Genomic DNA, 15,086 nt, shown 5'->3' on the forward strand with positions numbered 1-15,086 from the left:
CTTTCAAAACAGAATTACATAACGCTCCTACTACACCATTCAATAGGAGTAGATTATGAAAGCATGGAATAAAGGAAAGCGAGTCGGTCAGAAAAAAGCATTTAAATTAGAGGAAATTTGGCGAATTCGTATACGGTTAGAATTAGAAAATAAGCTTGAACAGTTAGTTTTATTTAATTTAGCAATTGATAGTAAACTTCGGTCAAGTGACTTAATTAGGCTCAAGGTACGTGATATTTGCACAGGATCACTAATTCAATCTAGGGCGATAATAGAACAAAAGAAAACACACCGAGAAGTCCAATTTGAAATCACCTCCAAAACACAGCAATGCTTAAATATTTGGATTCATAACAAAGGTTTAAAACCTGTCGACTATTTGTTCCCTAGCCCTAGAAAGAAGAATTACCATATAAGTTACCATTACTATTCAAATATAGTTAAACAATGGGTTGATAAACTTGGTTTAGATATCACTCAATACAATACTCATTCACTTAGAAGAACTAAAGCATCTTTAATCTATGCTAAAACAAAAAATCTTCGTGCAATACAGCTACTTTTAGGCCACTCAAAATTAGAAAGTACTATTGAGTATTTAGGTGTAGAGATTGAAGATGCATTAACAATTTCAGAAACAACAGATACATGATCATCAATAAAATTATATTCGGAAGCAAAATGCTTCCGCCCCCAAAGCGATGTGTGGACTCCACCAACACTAGCAAGTAGCGTAGAGTATCGGTAACTAATTAGGAGGCCATATTATCCTTAAATCTAACATTTTCGGAATCGATCTAGCTAAAACAGTACTTCAGGTTTGCCAAATCAGCCCGCACAGTGAATTGGTTATGAATAAAGCCGTTAATCGACAAAAGCTAAAAGAGTTACTGGCTAATGTTAAACCATCGATTGTCATAATAGAGGGCTGTGGTAGTAGCAATTATTGGGGGCGATATGCTGAACAATTTGGACATGAAGTCAGAATAATTAGTCCAAAAAAAGTAAAAGGTTTTCTTTAAGGCCAAAAAAACAGATGCTAACGATGCCTTGGCATTGCCAATGCTGCACTACAAATTGGTTTAAAATTCAGTAAACCTAAAAATGAAGAGCAACAATCACTTCAACCAAACGGAAAAAATTATTTATTACAGACGAAGTAAAACTGATATTCAAGCATTATGATTATTGCAGTGGTTTTAAAGCTAATAGAATTTCACTGTTGACTAAAATGAGAAAGTTTTAGTCATTTTATAAGTCATTGCGATGCTGCTGGGTGATCGTATAGCTGAATAACTTCGTGAATACTATCAATCACGCTCTGTGTTTGTTCATTAATTGTAACAGTCGAAGGCAAGCATACACACAACTCTTCTTCTAACCGTTTATCTGTCAAAGGGGTAAAGGCTAACTTTCCTTCTTTCACTTGTTTTTCGATATCATACCAAGTCATAAAACTCACTCCAATGCCATTTATAACTAAATTTGCCAGTAAGTGAAATGAATTGCTTGTAGCTGCGATATCAAAGCTACTTTTTTGTCTCAAAATTTCTGAATATAAACGAGTATGAACCGATAAATTCACATCTGGAAAGCAAAGCGGCCACTTTAAACAATCCTGTAATTCTATCGACTGCTTGCCTTCATTTAATAATTCAGGAAGGTGAACTAAACCAATTTTACTCATATATTGACCTGCAAAATGAATCTTTTCATTTCTCACGACATTAAACGCAATAATAAAGTCTAACTCGTTATTTAACAGTAAGTCTGTTAGCGTTTGGGTATCTCCAGTTTTAAAATGGATACGAACATGACCTAGCACAGATGACACTTTTTTATAGAGCCTAGGTAAAAAACTATGACTTAAGCATCCGACAGCACCAATGCGTAACTGCAGTAGATGTGGTTTGTGCTCTTCCTCTAGACTCCTACGAAGACGGTTCTCTTCTGTCATCCATTTCTGAGCTTGCTTATAAAGAGCTTGCCCTTGTTCAGTAAGTTCAATGCCTTTAGGAAGTCGAAGTAGTAATTTGCTGCCGAAATCTTCTTCGAGGATTTTCACTTGTCGACTAAGCGCTGATGCTGCGATATGCAACTTATCGGCTGCTTTACGCACAGATTTTTCGTGAGCAATAACAACAAATGATCTAATTTCTTTCGTTAAAGCAGACATAGACTCACCTAATAAAAAAACACCGTTCTAAATTTTAGCACGCTAAGAGCTAAACGTTCTAGTTTATAAAGCAGAATATCTCACTTATAGTGCAACTAGATTAAACAATTCATCCACAACAGCGAATACCTATGAATAATGATATTAGTAATTTAAAGTTTGCTATCAAGTTAGCTAAAGAAAGTGTAAACAGCGGAAATCACCCTTTTGGTGCACTTTTGATTTGTCCAAAAGGAGAAACTCTCCTAACCTCAGGTAATACTTTTCAAGAAGATAAAGGTGTTGGTCATGCAGAAGCCAATGTAGCTCGAGCTGCTTCACGTCAATATACGCCAGAGTTTCTTGAGGAATGTACTTTAATCACTTCTGTAGAGCCTTGCTGCATGTGTGCAGGAACTATTTATTGGGCAGGTATCGGCCATGTAGTTTTTGGTTTAACTGAAAAAAGATTAGCAGTAATGACTGGAGATAACCCAGAAAATCTAACGCTTGATCTTGCCTGTCGCGATGTATTTGATGCTGGGCAACGAAAAGTAAAAGTACGTGGTCCGTACCCTGAATTAGAAGATGAAATTGCCGCTGATCATATTGGTTTTTGGTAATAAGCATCGAGTAAGTCAAAGGAATACGCTACCGTCATAACGGTAGCAATGAAAGTTTCTAATTTTGTTAATATTAATAAGGATATAATCTATGAACAAATTATTTAAATATACAGTCATCGCAAGTATGATGACATGCTCTGTAGCGATGGCATCAGATAAAGTAACTTTTCAGCTGGACTGGTTACCGGGTGCAGATAGCGTTCCTGTTTATGTTGGCATTAAAGAAGGATTTTTTGAAGCTGAAGATCTAAAAGTTTCCATTTCAAGTGGTCGAGGTTCAACAGACGCAATCACTAAACTTGCTACTGGTAGCTCGGATGTTGGTAATGCAGATATTGGCGCACTAATGGCTGCAAGAGCACAAGAGCATGTGCCAGTTGTAGCAGTACTTCCCTATTTTACTCAGGCCCCTCATACCTTTTTTACTTTAAAAGATTCAGGTATAACTAGTATCAAAGACTTAAAAGGGAAAAAAGTCGCGACTTCACCTTTTTCTTCGTCTAATGGATTCTTACCCTTAGTACTAAAGGGCTATAATTTGACAGAAGACGATATCAAATTAGTAAAAACTGACCCGGGCACATTAGGGCCACTGATGATTACTGGTAGAACAGATGCTGTGATCGGTTGGGCTACCAATTCAGAACTATTTAAAGAGCAAGCTGCAAGTGCTGGTAAAGAAATTATGAGTATGCCTTGGTCAAACGAAGGTTTATCACTTTACAGTTATTCGCTACTCGCATCTGAATACTTCCTAAAAGAGCGCCCTGAAGTTGCAAAACGTTTTGTGAAAGCATTCAAAAAATCTATCGAATTCACTTACGCTAATCCAGGAAAAGCAGGAATAGCAATAAACTCTATTGTGCCTGAAGTTAGTGCTGAATCTGTTAGTGCTCAGATAAAAAGTGTTACCAACTTAGTATACAACGACATCACTGAGCAAGATGGTTTTGGTGTATTTACACCACAAAGAATTACGCAAACTTGGAAATACGTTGCTTTAGCAAATGGTCTCGATAACGATACTCTAGACCCAATAAAAGCAGTGAGTTTCGAATATTTACCGGAGTAACATAATGAGTTCAAATAACTCGAAAGCTTATGTGAGCATGAAATCTGTAGGGCATCGTTATGACCCATTACCAGATGCTCCGATGGCGGTACAAAACATTGATTTAGATATCCATCGTCATGAATTTGTTGCGGTTGTAGGGCCTTCGGGTTGTGGTAAATCTACATTACTTCGTATGGTTTCAGGCCTGCTTATTCCTTCTCATGGGGAGGTATCTGTTTTTAACCTTCCAGTGACAGAGCCCCGTGATGATGTAGGGATCGTATTTCAAAAAGCGAACCTTCTGCCTTGGTTAACAGTACAGCAAAATATTTTGTTTCCTTTAAAACATAAATATGGCAACTACTCGAAGAAAGATGAACAGCGAGCAGACGAATTGCTTAAGATGGTTGGCCTTGAGCAATTTTCAAACAAAATGCCCGATCAACTTTCTGGCGGAATGCAGCAACGCTTAGGGATAGCTCGTGCACTATTACTAAACCCAGATATCTTGCTAATGGATGAACCTTTTTCAGCATTGGATGCATTAACACGGGAGCAAATGGGGTTTGAGCTTTTGAAAATATGGGAAGCAGCCCCAAAAACGGTACTGTTTATTACGCATTCAATTAGTGAAGCTGTCTTGTTATCCGATCGTATTCTGGTGATGAGTGAGCGACCTGGTACTGTGTTGGACTTAATCGAGGTAGATATTCCTAGACCAAGAACGAGTGACACAATTAACGAAGCTCGCTTTACACAATTGACGAACCTAATTAGAGGCCATATTTATGAACCCCAAGCCTAAATCCTGGTTAAAACAACAATGTTATCGTTTCGCATCGGTTATTTTCTTTATATGTTTTATTGTAATTTGGGAGTTGATTTGTCGATTAGCTGAGGTACCAAACTATATATTACCTTCTCCTTCTTCGATTGTTTCAGCATTTTTTAGCGTGGAGTTTTCTCGTTGGATGACTCACCTTGGTGCAACATTAAGAGTCGCTTTAATAGGGTTTGCTCTCTCTATTTTAATCGCGATTCCTTTAGCTATTTGTATGGTTCGCTCTGAATTGTTGAGTAGAACGTTATACCCTGTATTGGTTGTCATTCAATCAACGCCAGTTGTAGCGGTTGCGCCATTGATCATTGTTATTTTAGGAACAGATGATCCTTCTCGGATTCTAATCACGTGTTTAATTACCTTTTTTCCTATTGTCGTATCTGCAACAACTGGCATGTTGGAAACACCTGAAGAAATGATAGAGTTAAGTAAGTCGTTACGTGCACCACAATATCGAGAAACTTGGCAAATACGAATTCCCTATGCTATTCCACATATTTTTACTGGTTTACGAGTATCCATTACTTTGGCAATTATAGGGGCTGTTGTTGCAGAATTTGTTGCAGCTGAAGAAGGACTTGGTTACTTTATTCAATTCTCAACTTCTTATTTTAAAATACCACAAGCTTTTGCAGGGCTATTTTTCTTAGCGGGCATTAGCTTATTATTATTTAAGTCTATTCACTGGATTCAAGCATGGCTATTTCCTTGGAGCCTACCCAAAAAAAGTAAATATTAGAGCAATACCATCAGCTAAAGATATGGGAATAATACCAATGAATGATGAGTTATACATGGTAAAAGCTATCCGTTTATTAGAAGAAGCTGTAAATAATGGCAATGAGCCTTTGATGGTATTTTAGTCAAGGATAATTAATTAAGGCGATCTAAATGATCGTTTTTTTTGTACCTGAAAGTAAATTTTCTAAGCTAGTTTGTCCCTCATAGTTAAGGCTAATTAAAAGTATTACCCCGTCTGCTTTGAGCTTGATGCTGCCTATCAGATTAATATTAATTTAGATTATTATTTCTCTCTTTCTAGCTCGCTTAGGGGGCGAAAGCGACTTACAAGTAATGTCTGCTTTGTCGGAACAGCTGACGTTATATTTTATAAACACACACACAAATTCTAAGTCGCTTTGTGCCCCTTAGCGAGTTAAAAACTTCCAAAGTCATGGCCAATTCTACTAAGCCACAGTAATAATAAAAACTATTTAACACAAAAACTTAGGGATATGTTTCCAGTTGGTTGTATATTGAGGTGATAATAATTCTCTACGCATTGCCCAATGCTCATTAAGGCCTTGCGCAGCAAAACAAGTGGTATCGCTACCATACTTAGCATTTATTTTATCGAGCACACTCATTAACGGAATATTATCCTTTGACGGAGAAAATAAATCTCCCTGTTTATATGTTTCACTGCTTAAATTTAATAATCCTATTCCAATCTTGTAATAAGCAACACCAGGTCTGTATAACTGATGAATATTGTCACTAATGGCTTTAAGGATTTGAGTTGTATCATTAGTTGGAGAAGAAAACTGTTTTAATAATTTAAAGCTACATGGTGACTCATCGAATGAACTGTTTCCAGCAAAAGCCATTAATGTAGAGCTTAATGATTGCTGTTGCCTTGCTTTGAATGTTGCAATTCCAGCATGCTTGGCAAGTGCTTGATTTAAATTTTCAAGACTTGTAATCCGCTCTCCTAAACTGCGTGTTGAGAATATTTGTAGTTTATCTGCTCTTACGCCATCCCATGTTTTGCATTCTTCTCCATTCAACTCTTTAATGGTTCGTATTAGCTCTACATTAAAGCCTGCAGGTAAATAATGCTTATTTACTTGGCTCAACTGTAAAGCAGTTAATACACCATTTTGTTTGAGTTTTTCATTCGTTTTTTTACCAATTCCCCATATATCTACAGGCGTTAGTCGCTTAAAAACGTCTTCTTTGAAGCGTTCATCATCTAATACACAAACACCATTAAAATTAGGCCATTTTTTAGCGACATGATTCGCAACTTTTGCCAATGTAAGGGTTTTACCGATACCAATACAAACAGGTAAACGAGTTTCTTTCCATACTGCTTTTCGTATTTTTTGTGCATGAAGGGATAAATCAGAAATAGCTTTTTCACTGCCTTTAAAACTTAAAAACGATTCATCAATAGAGTAAATATGTTGTGATGGAGCAAAGCGTCCTATCACTTGCATCATTTTATATGATAAATCGGCGTAGAGTTCATAATTTGAAGAGCAAACAATAATACTCGCTCGTTCACAGAGTGATTTAACTTTGAAATATGGTTCAAACTTTTTAATACCTAATGATATTGCCTGTTTGTTTGCTGCGACAATACAACCATCATTGTTGGATAAAACAATTATTGGCTTACCACGCCACTCTGGTCGGAATACTTGTTCCGCACTGCAATAGAATGAATTGGCATCAACCAAAGCAAACATTAAATATTAGCTTCAAGTAGATGGCTTATACGATGGCAACGAATTGAACGTATAACCACCCCTTCAATGGTGAAGTGATCGTCTTCATTAATAACAATCGATTGATATCCAGAATTTGCTGAGACTAATAATCTCTGGGGAATATTTAATATTTTGCAAATAAACTCCCCATTGAAATTGGCGACAATAACGTCTGAGTCTTTCACTGTTACATGCCGATCTACAATTAAAATGTCACCATTAAAAATACCTACACCTTCCATTGAATGGCCATCAGCCTTGCCGATGAATGTGGCACTTGGATGCTCAATCAAGATCTCATCTAAACTCAAAGGTAGCTGTAAATAATCACTAGCCGGACTTTCAAAGCCAGTAATGCCTGCACTTGCTGTAATCGGAATAAATTTCATGATAAATTCAACTGTATAAAAACACAGTTAAATTATAAGCAAGTTATTAGTAAGTGCAAGAAAACGTTAATAACTGAGTACACTTTTTGAAGTGAGTTATTTACTTGTTAGAAGGAAATACTTATTACTCATAACATCTCTCTTTAAATTTCAGTTTCTAAATATAAGATGTCTACAGATTTGAGGGAAGATCAATTTATGCTCTAAACAACGATTATACTTACCTATAAATATATTAGTTTACCAAAGTTTGCGCTAACGCAAACTTATGAACTCATAACCAGTCTCCTCTATCTGCTAAGCTATCTTAATATTTTTCCTTAATTAAATAGGCAATCAACATGAATAAATTAGCTGTATCAATAGTAACAATAATTTTGTCATCATCCCCTTTTGTATACGCGGCGAATGAATCAAATACTTCGTTTAATAAAGCGAAGAAGATGCTAGAAAGAGACGTTTATCCAACTCATAGACAGACGCTATATTGTGATGCAGCCTTTGATGAAAAAAAGTTTGTTGTGCCTCCAGAAGGGTTTAAAACAGACAAATATGTAAAAAGAGCTAAAAAAATAGAATGGGAGCATGTTGTTCCAGCAGAAAACTTTGGGCGTACTTTTAAAGAATGGCGAGACGGTGACGCACTATGTGTGGACAGCAAAGGTAAGTCCTTTAAGGGCCGTAAGTGTGCAGAAAAAGTAAATACTGAATACAGATATATGCAAGCTGACATGTTCAACCTCTACCCAGCTATAGGCGCTGTCAACGCATTAAGAAAGAATTATAACTTTACGATGCTACCGGGCGAAGAAAGTGATTTTGGAAGTTGTAGCATGAAAGTTGATTCGAAAAAAGCAGAGCCACCTGTTGTCGCACGAGGCCGAATTGCACGTACTTATTTGTATATGGAAGAGGCATACAGCAATTATAATATGAGCAAGCAACAGCGTCAGTTAATGAACGCGTGGGATAAAATGTATCCAGTTAATGCTTGGGAATGCGAAAGAGCAAAGAAAATATCAGTATTACAGAAGAGCAGCAACCTAGTTGTACAAAGCCGTTGCGAAGTTAAATCATTGTGGAAATGATAAATAACTCAAGGATGTCAGTTTAAATTAACAACCCAAAAAGCAAGTTTTATAAAAAGATGATAATGCTTGCTTTTAATAACGTATTTCCGCCAACCTAACTTGACGAATAATAATGAGTTTTCTATGAAAACACATGTATATCGATAACAAAACGACTAACCAACAAAATAAAAAATTAAGCAAGAACAATAACTTACCTTTACTTCTTCTCGAAAATATGATATTAATACTCTTATTGTTATCAATAAATATACTCTGTGTATTTCTAGTAAATATAAATTATTTAATAGTATCTTATACTTGATTAGATACCGGATCCTACCTTATTTTCTATTAAATTAGATGATAACTTGAATATATTTCATATCATTTGCTCAATATATATAAAGACTTATATAAAATTAAATTTAATTATTTACTCATGAATAATTACTTAGCTATTCACTAATAACTAAATGGTTTATTCCCAAGCTTCGCTTGGGGACGTCTTAATTTTTTGATTTTTTTGTAAAAAAATAAATAGAAAAAGAATTTTTCTATTTATTTAACCCCTGCTGCGCAAAATTTAACCTCATCCAATTCCTAAATTATCTTGCCGTATTTCGACATGTCCAACGAAGCATTTGAATAACACTAAGACGACAACTTACATTCCACAGTGAGAATAATTAAAAACGCCATCAGAAATATTAATAGGTAATCGTAAGGTCGAGGGAAAATATAATGTGAAGTGGGTCAAATTATTGAATTAATAAAAAAATTAGTCTTTTTACATATTATATAAAAATTAGTTTTTGGCCAATTAGATTCAGCCAAATAATCAATCATTTACAAAATACCAAAATAATACAAATCGTTAAATATTGACTAAACACACTAAAATTGTTATATTATAAACCATTGAATTATAACACAAAAAACCCTACCTGCACAGTCTTCTAAATTTATTTTTATTGTTGTAACTTGCTTAAAGATAGCAAGAGGATACAACATGAATACATCAATAGTTAAAACAAACCATAATGAAGTTACTAAGTTAAATAAATGGAAACTCGACCACCAAAGAACTGGGGTGTACAAACCCTTTATCACTGTTCGCCAAGTAAGAAAAGTCGGACGCCGATATTGGGGACTTTGTCCAATCCAACATCATCACAACCATTTACTATCGGACGGTGAATACCGCGCCTACCGAAAACTAATGTTAGATCCAACTTGTATTGAAGTACTTGAACAATACCCACTTGATCTTGATGAAACATTAAACATTGCCATTGCGCTTAACCTTATACATCCTCGTAATTATCGAAATAACTTAGCTTATATCATGACAACTGACTTTCTAGTCACTTATCGTCCCAGAAATAATCATGAGTTCAAAATCGCGTATACCTTTAAATACTTTGATGATATCTACGTAGAAGATGAGCACGGTAACATCATGCGCCAAAATGCTAGAACCTGGCAGAAATTTGAAATAGAAATGCAATACTGGCAGCGCAGAAATATAGGCTATAAAGTGATAACCGAGCGCGATGCTACAAAAGCAGAATCTTGGAACTACAACTATTTTATACTCGGCATAGATTTAAGTGTTAGTCATGATGAACTAAAAACATTTTGCATCGCCTTTATTAATGCTTGGTTAAACGCGCCACACGCTGAGCTTCAATGCCATTTTTCAACGCTCTCCATAGAGTTAGCGCATTCATTCCAATATATTCAATCTCTCTTCCAGCTGGCCTGTTTACGTCACCTACTGCCCGTTAACACCACTAAATTTATCCGCATATTTCGCCCAGTGGAGTTAACTTTATGATTTATCAGGGCATGCACATAACCAATAATAAAGATGTGGATTTGTTAGTTTGTCACGTCAGCTTTCCTCGCAAAAAAGCAGCGATCATTAGTATGCATCACATTATTAATTCGGCTAATTTCCCTAAACCAACTTGTATGGACTTTTCAGAATTAGAAATGTTGTTACAACAAAAATCAACCACACAATCACAGTTTAATTATCCTGCAGAAATGTCTTATAGCGATCGTGCACTTAAAAATATGTCTCGTCATAATTGGCTTAAAAAACGTGATATTAAATTCGCTGCCATAGAGCCGCTAACCGATTATTATTTAATTAATAAATACCTTTATGGGGAAGGGCTCGGTAGAGAGGTGCAGGAGCTGTGCGATAATAAAGCCTCTCACCTATGGAACACAAGAGGCGCTTATTACAATGCCTTAAATCGGTATATCGTGTATGGGTGCACCTTAAATGCTTTATTGCCAACCCGTCTAAAAAATACAGGGCAAAACTATTACCTACCAGCAGATATTAGTGAGCCAAACAAAAAGCGCGGCCGAGGAGGCTCTGACAATAGGTCAAGCCGTTCAAAATCCTTGGGTGTCACAAAGCACAATAAAGAAAGTATGAAAAAAATTATCTCATACATGAAATCTAAGGAAGGGAAAAAACAATTTCCTAAATTCACTTACTACAAAGCAATTGAGCTTTATCAGTATAACTTTGAATCAAGCACTTTCCAGCGCACCATTGACGATATAACAACAGAAACACGCATCCCGTTTGAAGAAGCTGATTCACTATCAACAACACAACTTCGCTATCATTTTAAAAATATAGTCAATAAGACTGAATATTTAAAAATTCGTCATGGACATATTGGGTACGAAAAAGATCATGCAGACCGACAAGGTTCTTCACATGATGGAGTACTAGGCTCAACATTTAGATACGAAATAGATGCGACTATTCTGGATATTTACGTACGTTACCCCTACGACACCAGCAATCAGGTAAGTATGGGAAGACCGGTACTTTATTTAGTTATCGATGTATTTTCTACCGCTATAGTCGGATTTTACATTGGATTTGATGGGCCAAACTGGGGAGGCTCTAGTCAATCACTTATTAACGCATGCAGTGATAAAGTGGAATTTGCCGCTAAATATGGTGTCTCCATTACAGAGGATGAGTGGCCGGCTCATCATATCCCCGTTGAGTTAACTGTAGATAATGGTTCAGAGCATCCCAACGCATTAATTAACTCAATATTAAACTCAGAAATAGGCATTAGAGGTTACAATTTCACCGCTGTGTATCGAGGTGACGCAAAAGGGATTGTTGAACGAAAATTTAAAGCTATCAATGATATATCTATTCATCATACACCAGGCTCACTACCAGAGCTCCCTAAGAGAGGTGAACAGCATGCCTCTAACCAAGCCCTCTATGATTACGATTCGCTTATGGCAGAGATGATTCATACCATTGTATTACACAACAATTCCGCAGACAGACTCCATCGTTTTGACATTAATGCAATACGCTCAGATATTGATATTACACCCAATGCACTTTTCAAACACAGCCTAAAGCAAGAAATGAATGGTGGTAGGGATGCAAGAAAAGTAAACCCTGGTCGTATTCATTGGGCATTTCTTCCTGAAGAAATGGCCTCTGTTCGTGCTGATGGTATCTATTTAGACGGCTTAGTGTACTACTCTGATTATGCAAAAAATGCTGGGTGGTTTACTAAAGCAAAGCATCACGGAGCGTTTAAAGTCGCCGTTAAACGTTGGCGTCAATGGACATCTAGTATTTGGCATAAAACACCCGATAATCAATACGTCAGTTTTGACCTCAAAAATGTTAATGATGAGTCACCTTTTTCGGGAATGCATTGGGAGCCAGTATTACACCTACTCGAACAATTTAAAGACAAGCGTCATTCAAACGCACTTAATAGAAAGAAACTCAACATTTATAAGTCTCACTTAACGGATGAGCTGAAACGTTTAAATGAAGAAATGATTAAAGATGCGCCAGAAAATACACGCCTTGCTATGAATCCAGGCATCAAGACAAACAAAGCCAGTTTTAATGCCATTCAGAAGTTATTAGCAGCCCTAGAGTATCAAGAACAACTGAACATTAAACAAAGTGAACCCTTGCAACACGATCATATGGTGTACAGCGAGTTAGAAAATGATTTGTATGGAGAGGACTAAAATGCACATTAAAGCAAAATATAAACAGCATATTGATACTAATCTTAACGACAACCCATTGTGTGAAGCAATCGAAATTGAATTAGATAAAAAAAGCCTATTAAGAAAGTTAACGGTCACCCCAAAAATAATGCCTAATTTTTGGGAGTTACCAATGATCTATCAAATGACACAACTTCGCCAATTAACTGAAATCCATATTCCCGCACCTGAAGCTGCTCCACTTTACTACAAAATCATGAGTCTCATCTTATTTAGTTATGTTCATCGTAACCCTTTCTCAAAGGAGATGCGTAGGCTTGCAGATAATGTGGCATCAGAAATGCGAAAAGGCCACTTCTATGAATCAAATAATGATAGTTTAACGACGGCTCCAACATCATTGGTGTATGGTGAATCAGGAACAGGTAAAACAACGGTCATTCGACGAGTATTGAGCCACATTCCACAAACTATCCAACATACAAGCTACCAAGGAAAACATTTTACAACACGACAAATAGTGTGGGTATCCTTTGATTTACCACCTAATGGATCACCTAAAGCAATGGTCGCCAACTTCTTAAGAGCTGTAGATACTGCGCTTGGCAATGAAAGAGAAGAAAGTTATACATATAAATGGGTTGATACTAATGCGAGATATTCAGTAGATAAACTCATGGCTGCCATGCAAAACATTACCGTTCAACACGCTATAGGCTTAGTACACATTGATGAGCTTCAATTCATGTTAGGTCATAACAAAATAAAAGACAGCCCTACGCTACAAGTATTAGAGACCCTCTTTAATAAAATAGGTATTCCGTTACTATTAAGCTCAACTCGTCAAGGGGTAGAGTTATTCGATACGTTAAAGGATAGTAACTCAAGATTAGGCCATGACATGACGACGGTCAGAAGAATGTTGAATGACCGTCAGTTTATGCTAAAAGCTTATCCAATAAACCATAAAAATTTCGATGCGTTATTTAATGCGCTATTTCCACCGGGCCTTATGATTGAAGGGATACAGCCTTCAAATCACACATTTAAACAATATTTTCATGAACTCTCATGTGGCCTTCCAGCCATTATGACTAGGCTCGCACAGCAATATCACGAAACGCTAGTCAATTTACGTCAAACCCCGAAAAACATCGAAAGATATCAACTCACTTACGATACGTCATTACTGTCAAACGTGTTTAAAAATCAATTCTCTCTAATAGAGCCGGCACTACTCGCATTTCGCGCCGGTAACAACACAAAATATGAACAAGCATTACAGAAGAGTGCAAATAATAAAAAGGCATATTCTAATACTGAAGTGCAACACGTAGATGGAGAAAATAACAAAGAAGCCGCTCAGCCCCCCTCCGTATTGAAATCACATGAATCCCCTCAACACGCAATAGGAATATTAATACCTCAAATGACCGACAAACAAGGAGGTAAAGCATGATACCACGCACTGTATCTTTTCCTCATTTATTACCCAATGAACACTTATTGAGTGTAGTAGCGCGTTGGTTTAATCAAACTGGACATAATAATTTTTATGAAATAACTAAATCATATTTCAAGTCGACAGAAAACCTAATTCCTTATGTTGTATGGAACACTTTGTATGCAGAAATTGCCAAACACTACCAACACAGTATGTGTTTTGAACAATTAATCAATGACCACACATTATTAAATTACTACCGTCCATTTATGTCGAGCAGTAAAAGGGAAATATTTAAGGCATGTGATCTAGCATTGGACATGGACGATAAAAAATATGTAACGAGTCGCAAACTCCTCCTTCATGTTACATGTTGGCGTTGGTGTCCTGATTGTGTCAACGAAGATACCGCAGAATTTGGCGGCTCTTATTGGCACACTTATCATCAGATTCCAACAATGCTGAAGTGTTACCGTCATGACACGACATTACTTTCTAGTTGCGGGCATTGTGGCTTTATGTATAAAGGATTTTATCGTGCCTGGTTACCCCCCGAAAACAATCAATGCACGAAATGCGCTAAAAAATATGAGATTGAAAGATCATCTATATGTAGTAAGAGAAACTGGTTCGAGAGTATGAGTTATTATTTACAAGAGCAGTCCAGCGCTTTGTCATTAGATGACTTAAGACGACTCATGAGAGCCAAGATAGATAAAGGTGATTTGTCAAATTATACGTCACCCCGAATCAGAAATGAACTAAGTAGACTGAATACTCATTATGCAAACAGTATCGATACTAACTTCATGTCCAACTACTTAAAAAAACCGAGTAAATTATTGAGTAACAAGTCCCAATTATTCAATTTAACTCAAGTGGCGTATCGAGATATGGTCATTCCCCCTTTAGCCATAATCATTATGCTGGAATATTTAGGCTTAGCAGATACCTTAACCAGAGCGAATTAACGATAAGGA

General features: G+C 36.5%; 14 protein-coding genes. 11 read left to right on the forward strand and 3 right to left on the reverse strand.

What is annotated here, in order from left to right; all coding sequences use genetic code 11:
• The first annotated feature begins 55 nt into the window (after nt 1-55).
• Both OW492_RS04455 and OW492_RS04460 read left to right on the forward strand, forming a co-directional pair.
• Nucleotides 56-652: a tyrosine-type recombinase/integrase gene (locus OW492_RS04455; RefSeq protein WP_290038730.1), complete on the forward strand. Its 597-nt coding sequence runs from the start codon at nt 56-58 to the stop codon at nt 650-652.
• A gap of 199 nt (nt 653-851) precedes the next feature.
• Entirely contained in the window at nt 852-1,022 is a 171-nt protein-coding gene (locus OW492_RS04460; RefSeq protein WP_290038732.1) for a hypothetical protein, read from the forward strand.
• A gap of 236 nt (nt 1,023-1,258) precedes the next feature.
• Here OW492_RS04460 and OW492_RS04465 read toward each other — a convergent pair whose 3' ends face one another.
• Nucleotides 1,259-2,176 (reverse strand): LysR family transcriptional regulator, encoded by a 918-nt coding sequence (locus tag OW492_RS04465; RefSeq protein ID WP_290038734.1) that lies wholly within the window; start codon nt 2,174-2,176, stop codon nt 1,259-1,261.
• Nucleotides 2,177-2,307: 131 nt separating this feature from the next.
• Here OW492_RS04465 and OW492_RS04470 point away from each other — a divergent pair, with 131 nt between their 5' ends.
• The 4 genes from OW492_RS04470 to OW492_RS04485 all read left to right on the forward strand — a co-directional run bounded on the left by OW492_RS04470 (nt 2,308) and on the right by OW492_RS04485 (nt 5,415).
• Nucleotides 2,308-2,778 carry a nucleoside deaminase gene (locus tag OW492_RS04470; protein ID WP_290038736.1) on the forward strand — a complete coding sequence of 157 codons (471 nt, stop codon included), beginning with the start codon at nt 2,308-2,310 and terminating at the stop codon, nt 2,776-2,778.
• Between the two features lie 91 nt (nt 2,779-2,869).
• Nucleotides 2,870-3,853 (forward strand): ABC transporter substrate-binding protein, encoded by a 984-nt coding sequence (locus OW492_RS04475; RefSeq protein ID WP_290038737.1) that lies wholly within the window; start codon nt 2,870-2,872, stop codon nt 3,851-3,853.
• Nucleotides 3,854-3,857: 4 nt separating this feature from the next.
• Nucleotides 3,858-4,640, forward strand: a complete 783-nt coding sequence (locus OW492_RS04480) for an ABC transporter ATP-binding protein (protein ID WP_290038738.1) — start codon at nt 3,858-3,860, stop codon at nt 4,638-4,640.
• Nucleotides 4,624-5,415, forward strand: coding sequence for an ABC transporter permease (locus tag OW492_RS04485; RefSeq protein WP_290038739.1), 792 nt, complete (start codon nt 4,624-4,626; stop codon nt 5,413-5,415). Before OW492_RS04480 ends, OW492_RS04485 begins: the two co-directional genes overlap by 17 nt.
• 475 nt (nt 5,416-5,890) lie before the next feature.
• On the opposite strand, the gene OW492_RS04490 is transcribed toward OW492_RS04485, so the two are convergent.
• A complete protein-coding gene (locus OW492_RS04490; RefSeq protein ID WP_290038740.1) occupies nt 5,891-7,147 on the reverse strand; it encodes a Y-family DNA polymerase in 1,257 nt (418 codons plus the stop codon).
• Nucleotides 7,147-7,557: a translesion error-prone DNA polymerase V autoproteolytic subunit gene (umuD, locus tag OW492_RS04495; RefSeq protein ID WP_290038741.1), complete on the reverse strand. Its 411-nt coding sequence runs from the start codon at nt 7,555-7,557 to the stop codon at nt 7,147-7,149. The genes OW492_RS04490 and umuD overlap by 1 nt, the downstream gene beginning before the upstream one ends.
• Before the next feature lie 341 nt (nt 7,558-7,898).
• Here umuD and OW492_RS04500 point away from each other — a divergent pair, with 341 nt between their 5' ends.
• From OW492_RS04500 to OW492_RS04520, 5 genes are all read left to right on the forward strand, one after another.
• Complete coding sequence (locus tag OW492_RS04500; protein WP_290038742.1) at nt 7,899-8,645, forward strand: endonuclease; 747 nt, start codon at nt 7,899-7,901, stop codon at nt 8,643-8,645.
• A 994-nt stretch (nt 8,646-9,639) separates the two neighbouring features.
• Entirely contained in the window at nt 9,640-10,467 is an 828-nt protein-coding gene (locus tag OW492_RS04505) for a TnsA endonuclease N-terminal domain-containing protein (RefSeq protein ID WP_290038743.1), read from the forward strand.
• Complete coding sequence (locus OW492_RS04510; RefSeq protein ID WP_290038744.1) at nt 10,464-12,680, forward strand: hypothetical protein; 2,217 nt, start codon at nt 10,464-10,466, stop codon at nt 12,678-12,680. The genes OW492_RS04505 and OW492_RS04510 overlap by 4 nt, the downstream gene beginning before the upstream one ends.
• A gap of 1 nt (nt 12,681) precedes the next feature.
• A complete protein-coding gene (locus OW492_RS04515; RefSeq protein ID WP_290038745.1) occupies nt 12,682-14,121 on the forward strand; it encodes an ATP-binding protein in 1,440 nt (479 codons plus the stop codon).
• Nucleotides 14,118-15,077: a TniQ family protein gene (locus OW492_RS04520; RefSeq protein WP_290038746.1), complete on the forward strand. Its 960-nt coding sequence runs from the start codon at nt 14,118-14,120 to the stop codon at nt 15,075-15,077. Before OW492_RS04515 ends, OW492_RS04520 begins: the two co-directional genes overlap by 4 nt.
• Nucleotides 15,078-15,086: the final 9 nt, after the last annotated feature.

This window comes from Psychromonas sp. 14N.309.X.WAT.B.A12 (assembly GCF_030397575.1).
GTDB lineage: Bacteria > Pseudomonadota > Gammaproteobacteria > Enterobacterales > Psychromonadaceae > Psychromonas.